Annotated in this window: 15 protein-coding genes; 1 reads left to right on the top strand and 14 read right to left on the bottom strand. The window is 70.0% G+C overall.

Annotation, left to right across the window (positions count from 1 at the left end; all coding sequences use genetic code 11):
* Nucleotides 1-104: 104 nt before the first annotated feature.
* The 4 genes from KRR26_RS23445 to lpdA form a co-directional block, all read right to left on the bottom strand.
* Entirely contained in the window at nt 105-1,364 is a 1,260-nt protein-coding gene (locus KRR26_RS23445; protein ID WP_217080880.1) for a dihydrolipoamide acetyltransferase family protein, read from the bottom strand.
* 48 nt (nt 1,365-1,412) lie between these two features.
* Nucleotides 1,413-2,342, bottom strand: a complete 930-nt coding sequence (lipA, locus tag KRR26_RS23440) for a lipoyl synthase (RefSeq protein WP_120203581.1) — start codon at nt 2,340-2,342, stop codon at nt 1,413-1,415.
* A gap of 163 nt (nt 2,343-2,505) precedes the next feature.
* Nucleotides 2,506-3,411, bottom strand: coding sequence for a hypothetical protein (locus KRR26_RS23435; protein ID WP_236069093.1), 906 nt, complete (start codon nt 3,409-3,411; stop codon nt 2,506-2,508).
* A gap of 181 nt (nt 3,412-3,592) precedes the next feature.
* Nucleotides 3,593-4,990 (bottom strand): dihydrolipoyl dehydrogenase, encoded by a 1,398-nt coding sequence (gene lpdA, locus KRR26_RS23430; protein WP_120204142.1) that lies wholly within the window; start codon nt 4,988-4,990, stop codon nt 3,593-3,595.
* Nucleotides 4,991-5,070: 80 nt separating this feature from the next.
* Between lpdA and KRR26_RS23425 the strand changes: the two genes are divergently transcribed.
* Nucleotides 5,071-6,192, top strand: coding sequence for a hypothetical protein (locus tag KRR26_RS23425; RefSeq protein ID WP_328707196.1), 1,122 nt, complete (start codon nt 5,071-5,073; stop codon nt 6,190-6,192).
* A 61-nt stretch (nt 6,193-6,253) separates the two neighbouring features.
* Here the strand turns inward: KRR26_RS23425 and KRR26_RS23420 are convergent, their stop codons facing one another.
* The 10 genes from KRR26_RS23420 to hisG form a co-directional block, all read right to left on the bottom strand.
* On the bottom strand, nt 6,254-6,697 hold the full coding sequence (locus KRR26_RS23420) for a DofB protein (protein WP_233576713.1): 444 nt from the start codon (nt 6,695-6,697) through the stop codon (nt 6,254-6,256).
* A gap of 224 nt (nt 6,698-6,921) precedes the next feature.
* Nucleotides 6,922-7,527 (bottom strand): phosphoribosyl-AMP cyclohydrolase, encoded by a 606-nt coding sequence (gene hisI / locus KRR26_RS23415; protein WP_217080877.1) that lies wholly within the window; start codon nt 7,525-7,527, stop codon nt 6,922-6,924.
* Nucleotides 7,527-8,306 carry a histidinol-phosphatase gene (gene hisN / locus KRR26_RS23410; RefSeq protein WP_217080876.1) on the bottom strand — a complete coding sequence of 260 codons (780 nt, stop codon included), beginning with the start codon at nt 8,304-8,306 and terminating at the stop codon, nt 7,527-7,529. The genes hisI and hisN overlap by 1 nt, the downstream gene beginning before the upstream one ends.
* On the bottom strand, nt 8,303-9,064 hold the full coding sequence (hisF, locus tag KRR26_RS23405) for an imidazole glycerol phosphate synthase subunit HisF (protein ID WP_120203572.1): 762 nt from the start codon (nt 9,062-9,064) through the stop codon (nt 8,303-8,305). The genes hisN and hisF overlap by 4 nt, the downstream gene beginning before the upstream one ends.
* A complete protein-coding gene (locus KRR26_RS23400; RefSeq protein WP_217080875.1) occupies nt 9,046-9,600 on the bottom strand; it encodes an imidazoleglycerol-phosphate dehydratase in 555 nt (184 codons plus the stop codon). The genes hisF and KRR26_RS23400 overlap by 19 nt, the downstream gene beginning before the upstream one ends.
* A complete protein-coding gene (locus KRR26_RS23395; RefSeq protein ID WP_217080874.1) occupies nt 9,597-10,313 on the bottom strand; it encodes a 1-(5-phosphoribosyl)-5-[(5-phosphoribosylamino)methylideneamino]imidazole-4-carboxamide isomerase in 717 nt (238 codons plus the stop codon). The genes KRR26_RS23400 and KRR26_RS23395 overlap by 4 nt, the downstream gene beginning before the upstream one ends.
* Nucleotides 10,310-10,903, bottom strand: a complete 594-nt coding sequence (hisH, locus tag KRR26_RS23390; RefSeq protein WP_120203568.1) for an imidazole glycerol phosphate synthase subunit HisH — start codon at nt 10,901-10,903, stop codon at nt 10,310-10,312. Before hisH ends, KRR26_RS23395 begins: the two co-directional genes overlap by 4 nt.
* A complete protein-coding gene (locus tag KRR26_RS23385) occupies nt 10,894-11,940 on the bottom strand; it encodes a pyridoxal phosphate-dependent aminotransferase (RefSeq protein ID WP_217080873.1) in 1,047 nt (348 codons plus the stop codon). Before KRR26_RS23385 ends, hisH begins: the two co-directional genes overlap by 10 nt.
* Complete coding sequence (gene hisD / locus KRR26_RS23380; protein ID WP_120203564.1) at nt 11,937-13,238, bottom strand: histidinol dehydrogenase; 1,302 nt, start codon at nt 13,236-13,238, stop codon at nt 11,937-11,939. The genes KRR26_RS23385 and hisD overlap by 4 nt, the downstream gene beginning before the upstream one ends.
* On the bottom strand, nt 13,235-14,092 hold the full coding sequence (gene hisG, locus KRR26_RS23375; RefSeq protein WP_120203563.1) for an ATP phosphoribosyltransferase: 858 nt from the start codon (nt 14,090-14,092) through the stop codon (nt 13,235-13,237). The genes hisD and hisG overlap by 4 nt, the downstream gene beginning before the upstream one ends.
* Between the last annotated feature and the right edge of the window lie 36 nt (nt 14,093-14,128).

Genomic DNA, 14,128 nt, shown 5'->3' with positions numbered 1-14,128 from the left:
GCGCGCTCTCCGACGCGGAACAGGGGCCTCGCCTCCCGGCCTCCCGACAGGCGGGCTTGCGCGCGCCCGTCAAGGCCGGGCGCGCGGGAACGACTCACGTCACCTCACGACATCGCGAGGAAGAGCAGGTCCGGCTTCTCCAGATACTTGATGACCTCGTAGACGAAGCTCGCGGCCACGTCCCCATCGATGACCCGGTGATCGCACGACAGCGACAGATTCATCATGTCGCGGATGACGATCTGATCATCCTTCACCGCCGGGCGCTTCTTCAGCTTGTGCACGCCCATGATGCCCACCTCGGGGTGGTTGATGATGGGCGTGGCGAAGAGGCCACCACTCTGGCCGAGCGAGGTGATGGTGAACGTGCCACCCGTCAGCTCCTCCATCTTGAGCTTCCGATCACGCGCGGCGTTGCTCAGGCGGGAGATCTCCTTCGCCAGCTCGCCCAGCGGCAACCGGTCCGCGTGCCGCACCACCGCCACCGTGAGCCCGTCCGGCGTCGCCACCGCGATGCCGATGTTGAAGTCGCCGCGCACCACGAGTTCCTGCGTGGACTCGTCGAAGTTGGCGTTCAGGTGCGGGAACTTCTTCAGCGCGGCGATGGTCGCCTTCACGATGAACGGCAGGTACGTCAGCTTCGTGCCGTCACCCGACGACGCGAGCTGTGCGTTGAGCCGCGTGCGCAGCGTCACCAGGTCCGTCGCGTCCACCTCCTCCACGAAGGCGAAGTGCGGCATGGTGAACTTCGAGCGGACCATCTTCTCCGCGATCTTCTTGCGCAGGCCCCGGAGCGGGATGCGCTCGTCGGTACGGCCCGAAGCCACCGGCGCAGCCGCGGGACGAGTCTGCTGCGCGGCGGGAGCCGAGACCTCGTTCTTCTGCTGCGTGCCGCCCTCGAGGGCCGCGACGACATCCGCCTTCGTCACCCGCCCCTGTGGCCCCGTACCGGGGATCTCCGCCAGATTGAGGCCATGCTCACGCGCCATGCGCCGAGTCACCGGCGTGGCGAGCACCTTCGACGCCGCCGCAGGAGCACTCGCCACCGCGGCCGGTGCAGCCGCTGGAGTCACCGCCACGGGCGCCGCGCCGTGCGAAGTCGCGGCCTGAGCCGGGGCCGCGCCCTCGATCTCCAGGATGGCCAGGAGCTGGTGCACCTTCGCCATCTCCCCTTCCTTGCCGAACGTCTTCATGACGCGGCCGGCCTTGGGGCTGGGGACCGTGACGGTGGCCTTGTCGGTCATCACCTCGGCGAGCACCTGGTCCTCCTTGACCAGATCGCCCTCCTTCACGTGCCACTTCACCAGCTCCCCCTCCATCACGCCTTCACCAAGGTCCGGGAGCTTGAATTCGAAAGTCGCCATGTGTGGGGTGTGTCTTTCCGTGACGAGAGAAAAGGAATGCGGCGGGGCTCAGCCCAGGCGCTCGATGCGCTCGCGCTCCATGAGGCCCTTCATGAAGAACTCGGCCGCCCGGTAGCTGGAGCGAACCAGCGGCCCCGACGCGACGTAGAGGAAGCCCATGGACTCGGCCAGCGCCTTGTACTCCGCGAACTGAGCCGGTGACACGAAGCGCTCCACCCGCAGGTGGTACTGCGACGGCTGCAGGTACTGCCCCAGCGTGAGCACGTCCACGCCCACGCTGCGCAGGTCCTTGAAGGTCTGCTCCAGCTCGGCGTCGGTCTCGCCCAGGCCCACCATGACGGACGTCTTGGTGTACAGGCCCTCGGGGCGGTGCTTCAGGAACTCCAGCACGCGCAGGGACTGACGGTACGTCGCGCGGCGATCGCGCACCGTGGGCGTGAGCCGCTCCACCGTCTCCACGTTGTGCGCCACCACGTGCGGTCGCGCCTCGGCCACCGTCGTGAGGTCCTTCTCCACGCCCTTGAAGTCGGGGATGAGCACCTCGACGAGGGTGCGCGGGCTCTCGCGGCGCAGCTCGCGAATGGCCGACGCGAAGTGGCTGGCGCCTCCGTCCGGGCGATCATCGCGGTTCACCGAGGTGACCACGATGTACTCGAGGTTCATCTCCTTGACGGCCTGGGCCAGATGGATGGGCTCCATCGGGTCCAACGGAGGGGGCGCGCCCACCTTGACGTGGCAGAAGCGGCACGCGCGCGTGCAGACCTCGCCCATCAACATCACCGTGGCGGTGCCGCCGCCCCAGCACTCCGCGATGTTCGGGCAGCGGGCCTCTTCGCACACCGTGGCCAGCTTCGTGCGCTTCACGATGGCTTTGACCCGCTCGTATCCCTCTCCGTGCGGGAGGCGCACCTTGAGCCACTCGGGCTTCCGGGTGGACTCAGAGACCTGTGGGAGGGGAAACCTGTCGGGAGTCGCCATGGGTCGCGGGCCTTCTAAGGGTTGGGCGAAAGCAGGGTCAAGCGCGAAGCCACTAACGCGAGGCGTTAGCTCCCGCCACCTGCTCTCGGGACTGCCCTTCAGATAACGAAGGGCGCGCCATGTCGCTCCCCTCGAACGAGCAGTCAGCCAACCGTCCCGAGCCTCAGCGCAGCACGTGGCCCGCCCACATCCCCGCGCCAAACGCGAACGTGACGAACACCCACACCCAACGTGCCGGCAGCCCCGAGGGCGGGGGCACCGCCTGCGCCACGCTCGGCCGCGCGGGGACCGACTCGTCCGGAACCAGCACGCGAACCTTGATGGCCGCCGTGGCGAGCACGTGCTCCACGTCCTGGAGGAAGCGCTCGTACTCCTCGGGCGCCAGCTCCAGCGTCTCGCCGTGCTGCGCCTCGAAGCGCCGCGCCACCGCGTCGAAGTTGCGCAGCGCCGCCTGCCCCTTGGCCACGTCCACCCAGCCGCACACCAGTGCGGGCCCGGTCCCCTTGCGCGGCACCAAGGACAGCGCCTGGCGGGCCAGCAACCCACCCGCCGTGCTCGGCCCCTCGGGCTCCTCCACGCGCAGGATTCGATGCGGCGTGCGGCCGTACATCTTCGTCGACAGCTCGCCCTTCAGACGGTCCGCGAGCAGCGCCGAGTGGGTCGCGAACATCGTCCGGAACGCGGGCTCGTCTTCGCCCGGAGCGCCCCCGGGACCTTGCAGCGGCGACAGCACGGGCGCGCCCGCGTTCCGACTCGGGCCGGGCAGTCCCACCTCCAGCGGCGCCATGCGTGTGACGGGAACAGGCGTGCTCCCGCGCGTGCCCCCCGCCACCGGAGGACGAGGCGGTGCGCGCAGGGGCGAAGGCGGCGGTGGCGCGCGCGGTGGTGGCGGAGCAGCCGACGCGCGCATCGGCGAGGGCGGCGGTGGCGCGCGCATCGGCGAGGGCGGCGGTGGCGCGGCTGGCGCGCCAGACTTCGGCCGCACCTCGGTGGGAATCAGGAGCTGGAGCTCCTCGGTCCGCATGTCGGGCCCGTCCTCCGGAATCTCATCCGGGGCCGGTGGCGCCATCCGAGTCTCCTCCGGGCGACTCGATGCTCCCGCTTTCCTGTATCCACTCGACATGCGCGCATCCTCGTGAAGACCGGCGAGGATAGCGCCTGTTGCTCCAAACGTGGAAAAGCCGCCCACGACAAGGCGAATGGCCTTGTCGGGACGGCTTGTCCGAAAGCCGCGCGAGCGCGGGGCGCGACTAGAAGTGCAGCGGGTGGCCCAGGGTGGCCTCGGCGCCCTCGTGCATGATCTCGGAGAGCGTCGGGTGGGCGTGGATGGTGTGCGCCAGCTCCTCGGTGGTGATCTCCAGCTTCATCGCCACGCAGGCCTCGGCGAGCAGCTCCGTGGCGTGCGGCCCGATGATGTGGATGCCGAGGACCTCGTCGTACTTCTTGTCCGCGACGATCTTGATGAGGCCGATGGACTCATTGGAGATGGCCGACTTGGTGACGGCGCCGAACGGGGCGGTGGACGCCTTGACGTCGTAGCCGCGCTCCTTGGCCTTCTTCTCCGTGAGGCCCACGGACGCCACCTCGGGGTAGCAGTACGTGGCGGACGGGGTGAGGTCGTAGTTGATGGGCGCCGGGTTCTTGCCCGCGATGTGCTCCACGGCCAGGACGCACTCGGCGCTGGCCATGTGCGCCAGCATCGGCGTGGGGATGACGTCGCCGATGGCGTAGACGTTGGGCTCGCTGGTGCGGTTCATCGAGTCGACCTTGATGAAGCCGCGGTCGGTCTGGATGTTCGTCTTGTTGAGCCCGATGTCCTCGGTCACCGGCGCGCGGCCCACGGCCGACAGGAGCAGCTCGGCCTCGAGCGTCTTCGTCTCGGAGCCCACCGACATGGTGACGCGCACGCCGTCCGCGGTGTGCTCGACCTTCTCCACCTTGGCGCCCGTGTGCACGTCGATGCCGCGGCGCTTGTAGATCTTCTCCAGCTCCTTGGAGACGTCCACGTCCTCGATGGGCAGCAGGTTGGGCAGGTACTCCACGATGGCCGTCTTGCTGCCGACGTGGTTGAACACGGAGGCGAACTCGCAGCCCACCGCGCCCGCGCCCAGGACGATGATGCTCTTGGGGATGCGGTCGATGCCCAGGATGGAGTCACTGTTCATCACGCGCTTGTGGTCCACCGTCACGTTCGGCAGCGACTTGGGAACCGAGCCCGTGGCGATGATGATGTTCTTGGCGTCCAGCGTCTGCTTGGAGCCGTCCTCGGCCGTGACCTCGACCTTGCCCTTCCCGGAGATCCGGCCATGGCCCTTGATGACCGTGACCTTGTTCTTCTTCATCAGGAAGTCGATGCCGTTGGCACCCTTGGTGACGACCTTGTCCTTGTGCTTCTGGGCGTTGGCCCAGTTGACGGTCGGGTTCGCCACATCGATACCGAAGTCCGAGGACTCCTTGATGTGGTGGAACAGCTCGGCCGTCCACAGGAGGGACTTGGTGGGAATGCAGCCTCGGTGGAGGCACGTGCCACCCAGGCGCTTGTCCTTCTCGATGATGGCCGTCTTCAGCCCGAGCTGCGCCGCGCGGATGGCCCCCACGTAGCCGCCAGGCCCCGAGCCGATGATCACCACGTCGAAAGTCTCAGCCACACACGCCTCCGTCATTTTTGCGGATGGAACTCGCGGGCGCTGATAACCCCCGCTACCGGTCGGAATCAAGGAGTTTGCTCGTGCGCCGCTTCCCTCTTCACCGCATCGCCCTGATGCTCGCAGCGCTGCTTGCCTTCGCGCGCTTCTGGTACGTGTCCCATCAGAGCCCCGCTTCCCCGCCCAGCGGGCAGCCCGCCCCCCCCGTGGCCCCGGTCCCCAGCGCCCCAGTGGCCACCGAGTGTCGGACACTCGACCGCGCCCTGGAGTCCGCGCTGCGAGCGCCCGAAGACGCGCGCGCCGTCTCCGACGCACGGCGGCAACTGGAGGCGTGCCCGCACCCACCCTCACGGGCCTGCGAGTTGGGCACGGCCCTGGCCGCTCGCGCGCCCCTCGCCGCCGGTGCGTCACCGCTGCGTGAACTGCTGGGGGACCTGTGCGGGCGCTGCGGCGAGGGCCAGAACACCTGCGCGGACGCGGTGGGCCGGGGGCTGTTGGAGTCCGCCGCCGGACGGGCCCCGGATCTGGCGGAGCTGCGCTGGAGCCTGGAGCACGCGGGGCCGGCCACCGCGACCACGTGCGAGCGCGTCATCGGTTCGACGCTGGGCGCCGCCGCGGTGTCGGACGGGACGGTCTCCCGCGACGTGCTCGACATCCTCCAGGACCTCGCCCCCCTGTGCGCGAAGGGCCATCACCTCCCGGACGCGGTGCTCAACGCCGCCGCTGTCCAACAGGGACGACAGGCGCCCGTGCTGGCGACCTTGGCGGTCCATCCCACGGGCGACACCCAGCCACTGAAACCCGACCACCTCACGGGGGCCCTCAACGGGGCGCTCGCCTTCGATGGTGACGCGGCCACGGGGGTCCCGCTCAAGGACGCCGCGCGCACGGTGCGCTGGGATGCGGACGGCGCGCTGCGAGCCGAGTACGCCCCGCCGCTGAAGCAGGTGTCATCGCTGCGGGTCCGGGCGAAGGGACCCGGGTCGGTGCGCGCCATCGTGCGCACGCCTCGCAGCGCGGGGATGATGGAGGATCCCGAGCGAGGCTTCGCGTTCGTCAACCCGACAGTGTGCCGTTTCCAGGGCACAGGCGCATGGGAGGCCTGCCCGCTGGCGGCCCCGCTGCTCGACGTGGACAGCCTCAGCGTGTTCCCAGCGAGCTCGGAGCTGGTGCTCAACGAACTCGAAGTGGTGGGTGCCCGCTAGGACGCCGGGCCACCGGCCTCGCATGGCAGGGCACCCGGGCGGGGCCCTGCCGTGTGGGCGCTCAGGCGATCAGGCCGCGCTCTCGGGCGACCTTGAAGATGGGGCTCGCGTCCTTCTTCAGCGCGGTGCCCACATCCTTCACGATGGCGTCCGCGGACTTCGCGACGGACAGGTAGTTGTCGAAGGTGCGCGTGAGGATGAGCACGCCCGAGATGATGACGCGCTGAAGGTTGTGCTGGAGATCGGTGCCTTCGTAGACGAGCCAGGACTGCTCACAGAAGCGGCGTCCCTCGGCGACCATCTGGTTGAGGTACGCGCGCTCCTGCGCGTCCGGAACCTTCGCCTTCGGGCTGATGGACGCGATGTAGAGCAGGTTCTGCCCGAGCCGCCGAGCCGCCTCTTCCATCTGCGCCATCATCGCCGCCACATCGTCCTTCGTCGGCGGGTTGTGCCAGCGGGAGAAGATGATGCGGTCGATGACTTCGGACTGGTACGTGGGAGTCACGATGCCTCCGGTGAAACGGTCGCGTTGGACTGGGGGCACTCCATCAGCATGCCCCCGTGCCCCCGTGGTCGGACTCTGTAGCAGGATCACTGTGAGCGTTGAAGAGGAGGAGACACACATCCCCCAAGTGAGGGTTGGCGTAACCAATTGGACTGTCCAGGTACAACGGGACTGGACAATCCCGCCGGGGTCACAAATGACACATCCGCCCTTGGGAGGATGGATCAGCGCCGAGCGCGGGCGGCAAGGGCTGCCTTCACGTCGTTCGCGGTGCGGCCCAGCGGAAGCAGCGCGACGAGGACGTGGTACAGCACATCGGCCGCCTCCTCGACCGCGCGGGTCGAATCACCATCCGCGCAGGCCGTGACGAGTTCCGCGGCTTCTTCTCCCAGCTTCTTCAGGCGAAGGTTCCGATCCCCCAGCAGACGCCGGGTGTAGCCCGGGGGCGCGCCCTCCTCCGCGGGTCTGGTGGCGCGCGATGCGAGCAAGGCGTCCAGGTGCGCGAGCGGATCATCGAGCCCAGGGCCGAAGCACGTCTCGGTCTGGGTGTGGCACGCGGGCCCGGCCTTCTCCACCCGCGCGAGCACCGCATCCCCGTCACAGTCGGCGCGCAGGGACACCACCCGCTGCGTGTTCCCACTCGTGGCGCCCTTGTGCCACAGCCCTCGGGTCCGAGACCGATAGTGCATCTCGCCCGTGCGCAGCGTCGCTTCGAGCGCCTCGCGATCCGCGTGCGCGACCATGAGGACGTCGCCCGTGCGCGCGTCCTGGGTCACGACCGTCACCACGCCTTGTCCCTTGCTGAAGTCGAGCGTCGCGAGGTCGAGCATCAGGGGCTCCCCATCGCGCCCAGCCGGGCCCGGACGTCCTGGGCCAGCACCGCGTTGGTGGCGATGCCACTGCCGCCGAAGGACGTGCGCGCACCCGTCCAGTCGGTGAACACGCCCCCCGCCTCCTCGATGATGGGCTGCAACGCGGCCGCGTCCCACGGCGACAGCATCTCGTCCACCATCACCTCGGCGCGCCCAGTGGCCACGAGCAGATAGCCGTAGCAGTCGCCCCACGTGCGCGAGAGGGCCGCGCGCTGCGTCAGCTCACGCCACGCCGCGCCTCGCTCGGGGTAGCGGAAGAAGCGCTCGTCCGTGGCGAGCACCACGGCCTTCGACACGTCGGACTCCGTGGACACGCGGGCTCGCTGATCATTCCAGAAGCAGCCCTGCCCCGGTGCCGCCACGATCAACTCCCCCACGGCGGGGAAGTACGCGGCGCCCGCGACCACGCGCTCGCCCTCCGCCACCGCGACCAGCGTGCCCCACAACGGGACGCCCCGGATGAAGGTCTTCGTGCCATCGATGGGGTCGAGGATCCACCTGCGCGGCGCACCCGGCCGCGTCTCGCCGAACTCCTCACCCAGGATTCCATCTTGGGGGAAGCGCGCCTCGAGCCACTGGCGCGCCACCTGCTCCGCCTCGCGATCCGCCGCCGTTACGGGCGTTCCATCACGCTTGGTGTCCACCGCGGTGCCTCCGCGAAAGTACCCCAGCGCCACGTCCCCGGCCTTGCGAGCCACCTCGGCGGCGGCACGCATCAACGACTGTCCATCACTCATCCCTGGCTCCGAATCTCGATGCCGTTGTCGCGCAACGTCGCCTTGAGCGCGCTCACCGTGGTGACGCCTTCGTGAAGGATGCCCGCGACCAATGCGGCATCCGCCCCACCCTCGCGGAGTGCGTCACGGACGTGCTCGCCCGAGCCCGCGCCCCCCGAGGCGATCACTGGAACATCGACCGAGGAGGAGACCGCGCGCGTCAGCGCCACGTCATAGCCCTGCCGTAGGCCGTCGCGGTCCACGCTGGTGAGCAGGACTTCGCCCGCGCCGCGACGCACGCACTCGCGCGCCCAGGCCACTGCGTCCCAGTCAGTCCGCCGTCTGCCACCGTGCGTGTAGACACGCCAGCCGTGCGCCTCGCGCTTCGCGTCGATGCTCGCCACCACGGCCTGCGAGCCGAAGCGCTCGGCGCAGGCGGTGAGCACCGCGGGGTTCGCCACCGCCGCCGAGTTGAGGCACACCTTGTCCGCGCCCGCGCGCAGCGCCCGGCCCGCGTCCTCCACGGTGCGCACGCCGCCCCCCACGGTGAGCGGGATGAACAGCCGCTCGGCGGTGCGTTGGACCAGGGCCCACAGCGTGGCGCGCGACTCCTCGGTGGCGGAGATGTCGAGGAACGTCACTTCGTCGGCCCCCTCCGCCTCGTAGCGCCGGGCGAGCGACACCGGGTCCCCCATGTCGCGCAAGCCCTCGAAGCGGACGCCCTTCACGACCCGCCCGTCCTTCACGTCCAGACAGACAATCAGTCGCCGCGCGAGCACTCGCTCACCTCCATCACGACCGAGCCCTTCAGGCTGAACACGGCCCCTGAGTCCACCATCGCGTCCCGCAGCGCCAGTCCGAGCGCCTTGAACGCCGCCTCCGTCACGTGGTGACGATCCGTTCCTCGCAGCACGCGCAGGTGCAGCGTGAGCCCGGCGTGCTCGCTGAACGAGCGCATCCAGTGCTCGTAGAGCGGACTCTTCAAGGGGCCACGGTAGAAGAACCGCCCCCCTGCATCCAGGCACGCCTGTACGAGCGCATCGTCCATGGGCACGGTGCGCTCGCCGTAACGCGCGGCTGTCGCGGGAATCACCTGGCGCACCGCCGCGCCCAGCGTGATGGCCACGTCCTCCATCACGTGGTGCATGAGGTCGCCGCGCGCCTCCAGCGACAGCGCCCATCCCGCATACCGCGCCAGCGTGGCCAGCATGTGGTCCAGGAACTTCAGCCCCGTGTCCACCCGCGCCATGCCGTCACCGCGTGCGAGCACCACGCGCACCCGCGTCTCCTGCGTCTCTCGGACCACCGTGCTCATTCCGCGAACTCCCGAGCCACCGCGCTCGCATCCAGCCGCCCCGTGTACAGCGCCATGCCGATGACCGCGCCCTGCACGCCCGCTGCGTCCAACGCGCGAAGGTCCTCGAGCGTGGTGACTCCCCCCGATGCCACGACCGGGTGAGGACTCGCGTCCACGACCTCTCGCATCAACGCGAGGTCCACACCGCCCATCCGGCCTTCCTTGTGCACCGCCGTCACCAGCAACCCCGCCAGGGGAAGCCGCGCGAACATCGCGAGCACTGGCGCGATGTCCTGGCCACTGCCCTCCGTCCAGCCGCGCGTCACCACCTCGCGGCCCTTCACGTCGGCGGCCACCAACACCCGCCCCGGAAATCGCGACGCGACGTCCTCCAGCCACGCGAGGTCCTCCACGGCGCGCGTGCCGACCACGACCGTCGAGGCGCCGCCTTCGATCAGCGTCGCCACGCGCTCGCTGTCCCGCACGCCTCCGCCCACCGAGAACACGAGCCCCGGCGCTGCCGCCACGAGCCGGGCGATCACCGATGCGTTCGTGCCTCGCCCCAGCGCCGCGTCGAGGTCCACCACATGGAAAGACGTGAAGCCGTGGGCTCGCCAGCGGGCCAGCGCCTCCAGCGGATCCTTCACGCGAACCCGCTCCTCCGCGTACGAACCCCCGACGAGTTGGACACAGGCGCCCTCGCGCAGATCAATCGCGGGAATGGCCCTCATGACCCCCACTCCGCGAGGGTGGTCCTCAAGAAGTTCACGCCCGCCAGCGACGACTTCTCCGGGTGGAACTGGACGCCCAGCACCCGACCTCGGCGCACCGAGGCGGGGAACGTGTCCCCCTCATGCGTCGTCCATCCCACGACTTCGCTCGGCTCGCTGGCGCGGCACGCGTAGCTGTTCGCGTAATACACGTGGCGCAACCCCGCGGCTTCCACGGACGGAGCATCGCGGACGGTGTTCCAACCCATCTGGGGCACCTGGCGCGCTGCCAATCGCGTCACTCGGCCTCGGAAGTAGCCGAGCCCGGCGCCCGGCCCTTCCTCGCTCTGCTCGAACAAGAGCTGCATCCCCAGGCAGATGCCCAGACAGGGCAAGCCATCATCGAGCGCTCGGCGCATCCGTTCGCGGCCCGGTTCGAGCCGCGCCGCCGCCGCACCAAAGGCGCCCACCCCTGGCAACACGAGCACGTCGGTGTCGAGGGCACGCCGAGCATCCTCCTGAACACACACGTGCGCGCCAGCCACGAGCGCGAGCGCCTTGGTGAGCGAGTGAAGATTGCCTGCGCCATAGTCGAAGACCGTCACTCGCATGGCAGGGCCTCGCGCAGCGCGGCCAGCGCCTCTTCGAGCAACGGCCAGGGCCCCACGCTCACGCGCAGCGCGTCTCCCAGCCCCGCCAGCCCCTGAAAGGCCCGGACGTTCACGCCCATGTCGCGCATCCGCTCCGCCACCCTCATGGCACCGCGCAGGGGCACGAGGAGGAAGTTGGCGTCCGAGTCCAGTGCGCGCAGCCCCATTCCCTGGAGTGCCTCACGAAACCGCTCACGGTTCGCGATGGCCGTTTCTGCCTGCGCTCGCATCCATGGCACGTCTTCCGAGAGCGCCGCGATGCTCATCGCCTCGGCCATCGCGGCGTGCTTGTAGGGGCCGCGCGCCTTCTCCACTTCCGCCACCAACTCGGCGCTCCCCACGGCCCATCCAACTCGCATGCCCGCGAGCCCAAAGGCCTTCGACATCGTCCGCGTCACGAGCACGTTGTGGCAGGAGCGCGCGAGGTCCAAGAAGCCACCGCTCGACGAGAACTCCGCGTAGGCCTCGTCGATCAACACGACGCCCGGGGCCTGCGCCACGAGCGCCTCCAGGGAGGCCCGCGAGACAGCCGTACCCGTGGGGTTGTTCGGCGCGCACACGTAGATGACTCGCGCGCCCGTCGCGAGCAGGCCCGTCACGTCGAGCGAGCAGTCCGCGCGAAGAGGCACGGGGGCGGGCCGCAAGCCGTTCACTCGCGCGAACACAGGCACCATGACGAAAGTAGGGTCCGAGAACGCGACCGCCTCACCTGGGGCGCTCAACGCGCGCAGCACCGAGTCGATCACATCGTCAGAGCCACAGCCCGTCGTCACGTTCTCCGGCGCCACGCCCGCGTAGGTCGCCACCGCGCGCTTCAGGCCCGGGGCGTAGCTCTCGGGGTAGCGCGCCACGCTGTCGACTCCGGCCTCGCGCAGCACGCGCTCCGCGCTGGGCGGCATGCCGAAGAGGTTGGTGTTGTCTCCCAGGTTCACGCGGCAGATGCGCGTCGTGGGCCGGTAGGGCGTCAGGTCTCGCCACTCCGCCTTCGCGGCCGTCATCCCAACCTCCAGGCCCGCGCCGCGTCGCCGTGCGCATAGAGCCCCTCGGCATCGGCCATGGCGCCCGCGTCTCCGGCCAGTGACACCGCGGCGGAGCGCTCCACGCGCTGGTAGGTCGTCCACCGGAAGAAGTCGAGCGCGCTCAAGCCCGAGTACACCCGCGCCAAGCCCGCGGTGGGCAGTACATGGTTCGCGCCGGTGAGGTAGTCGCCGAAGGCCACGGACGAGCGCTCGCCCAGGAAGACCGTCCCTGCGTTGCGCACCCTCGCGAGGTCGGCCTGGGGCGCCGCCGTGGCGATGAGCAAGTGCTCGGGCGCGAAGTCCGCCACGAAGGGCCAGACTTCATCCAGCGTGGCCACGCTCAACACCGCGCCCTGCCCGGCCAGCGCGGCGGCGACGATGGCATCCCGCTTCGCCTCCCCCGCCACACGGTCCACCGCGTCGGCGATCGCTCGCGCCAACTCCTCCCCCAGCGCCAGCGCGACGCAGCACGCATCCGGGTCGTGCTCCGCCTGCGCCACCATCTCCCGCGCGACGGCCTCGGGGCTCGCGGTGGCGTCGGCGACCACCAGCAGCTCACTCGGCCCGGCGGGGGCATCAATGCCCACCGCGTCCACCACCTGGAGCTTCGCCGCCGCGACGTAGGCATTGCCCGGCCCCACGATGCGATCCACGCGGGGCACCGTTGGGGTGCCGTAGGCCATGGCCGCCACCGCGCCCGCGCCGCCCAAGGAGAAGACGCGATCCGCGCCCGCCAAGGCCGCTGCCGCGAGGACCCCGGGGCTCGGCAACCCATTCGGTCCGGGCGGCGAGCAGACGATGATCTCCCCCACGCCCGCGACCTTCGCGGGCACCACGCCCATGAGCACGCTGCTCGGATACGCGGCGCGACCGCCGGGCGCGTAGACGCCCACGCGCCCCAATGGGTCCGGTCTGCGGCCCACCAACACGCCCGGCTCGGTCTCCACCTCCACGGTGCGCGGACGCTGGGCGGCGTGGGCTCGGGCGATGTTGCCCGCGGCGCGGGAGAGCGCGGCGCGCAGGGGCTGCGACAGGTTCGCGAGCGCCGCGTCCCACCGCACGCGAGGAACTTCCAAGGCCGCCAACTCCACCCGGTCGAACTGGCGCGCCAGCGCGAAGAGGGCCGCGTCGCCCTCCGCGCGCACTCGGGCGATGACCGTGCGGACCTGCTCCGTCACGTGCGTGTCCGTCGAGGAGGCGCGCTGCAACAAGGACCGGCGCGACTCGGGGTCAAGCTCCGCGAGGGCACCGCGATACTTCAGGAGGGAGGTGCTCATGCCATCAACCTCTCGATGCGGGTCACAAGGATGCCTTCACAACCGAGTGCCTTCAGCGCGCGGATGGTGGCGTCGAGCGTCCGCGCCAACACGACGGCGTGCACCGCCACGAAGCGCCCCCCATCCAGGACGTCCACCACCGTGGGTCCGTTGAGTCCAGGGAGCACCTCGCGCACGCGCCCCAGTTCCAGCTTGGGCACGTTCGCCATGAGGTAGCGCCGGCCGCGCGCGGCGATGACCGAGCCCAGCGCTCGCGACATCTCGTCCAACGCGAGCCGCGCGTCCGCGTCGTTGCCGTGGCAGGCGACGAGCCGCGCACTCGACTCCAGCACGGTGGACACCTCGCGCAGGCCGTTCATCCGCAGGGTCGAGCCCGTGGACGTGAGATCCACCACGAGATCCGCGATTCCCAGGCGCGGCGAGATCTCCGCCGCGCCCGACACCGGCACCACCGTCACGTTGCGCCCGACCTTCTCGAAGTGCGCCTGGGTGAGTCGGGGAAAGCAGCTCGCCACCCGCATGCCGTCCGCCACGTCCGCCTCGGTCGCGATGCCGCTGTCCTCTCGGGCTGCCACCACCAGACGACAGCGACCGAACTCGAGGTCGCGCAGCAGCTCCACCGGACGTCCCGCCTCACTCACGAGGTCCCACCCCGTGACACCGGCGTGCGCCGCGCCATCCGCGACGAACTCGGGGATGTCCTGGGCTCGCACGAAGAGGGCCTCGAACTGGCCGCCCAGCGAGGCAGACAGCGCGCGCGCTCCCCTCGCGCGTACCTCCAATCCGGCGTCATGGAACAGCTCGCGGATCTCCTCGGACAGGCGGCCTTTGTTGGGCAGGGCGATCTTCAGCATCGATGGGCTCTGGGGCTGCGAGGGGAAAACGAAAAA

It is taken from the genome of Citreicoccus inhibens, from assembly GCF_019039035.1.
GTDB classification, from domain to species: domain Bacteria; phylum Myxococcota; class Myxococcia; order Myxococcales; family Myxococcaceae; genus Citreicoccus; species Citreicoccus inhibens.
Note: the sequence above shows the minus strand (reverse complement) of the source record. Positions and strands in the feature narration are given on the sequence as shown.

Excerpts from the sequence above, each read along its gene's own strand:
- KRR26_RS23445 (WP_217080880.1), bottom strand. The coding sequence starts at position 1,364 with ATGGCGACTTTCGAATTCAAGCTCCCGGACCTTGGTGAAGGCGTGATG.
- lipA (WP_120203581.1), bottom strand. The coding sequence starts at position 2,342 with ATGGCGACTCCCGACAGGTTTCCCCTCCCACAGGTCTCTGAGTCCACC.
- KRR26_RS23435 (WP_236069093.1), bottom strand. The coding sequence starts at position 3,411 with ATGGCGCCACCGGCCCCGGATGAGATTCCGGAGGACGGGCCCGACATG.
- hisI (WP_217080877.1), bottom strand. The coding sequence starts at position 7,527 with ATGCTCGACCTCGCGACGCTCGACTTCAGCAAGGGACAAGGCGTGGTG.
- hisN (WP_217080876.1), bottom strand. The coding sequence starts at position 8,306 with ATGAGTGATGGACAGTCGTTGATGCGTGCCGCCGCCGAGGTGGCTCGC.
- KRR26_RS23400 (WP_217080875.1), bottom strand. The coding sequence starts at position 9,600 with ATGAGCACGGTGGTCCGAGAGACGCAGGAGACGCGGGTGCGCGTGGTG.
- KRR26_RS23395 (WP_217080874.1), bottom strand. The coding sequence starts at position 10,313 with ATGAGGGCCATTCCCGCGATTGATCTGCGCGAGGGCGCCTGTGTCCAA.
- hisH (WP_120203568.1), bottom strand. The coding sequence starts at position 10,903 with ATGCGAGTGACGGTCTTCGACTATGGCGCAGGCAATCTTCACTCGCTC.
- KRR26_RS23385 (WP_217080873.1), bottom strand. The coding sequence starts at position 11,940 with ATGACGGCCGCGAAGGCGGAGTGGCGAGACCTGACGCCCTACCGGCCC.
- hisD (WP_120203564.1), bottom strand. The coding sequence starts at position 13,238 with ATGAGCACCTCCCTCCTGAAGTATCGCGGTGCCCTCGCGGAGCTTGAC.
- hisG (WP_120203563.1), bottom strand. The coding sequence starts at position 14,092 with ATGCTGAAGATCGCCCTGCCCAACAAAGGCCGCCTGTCCGAGGAGATC.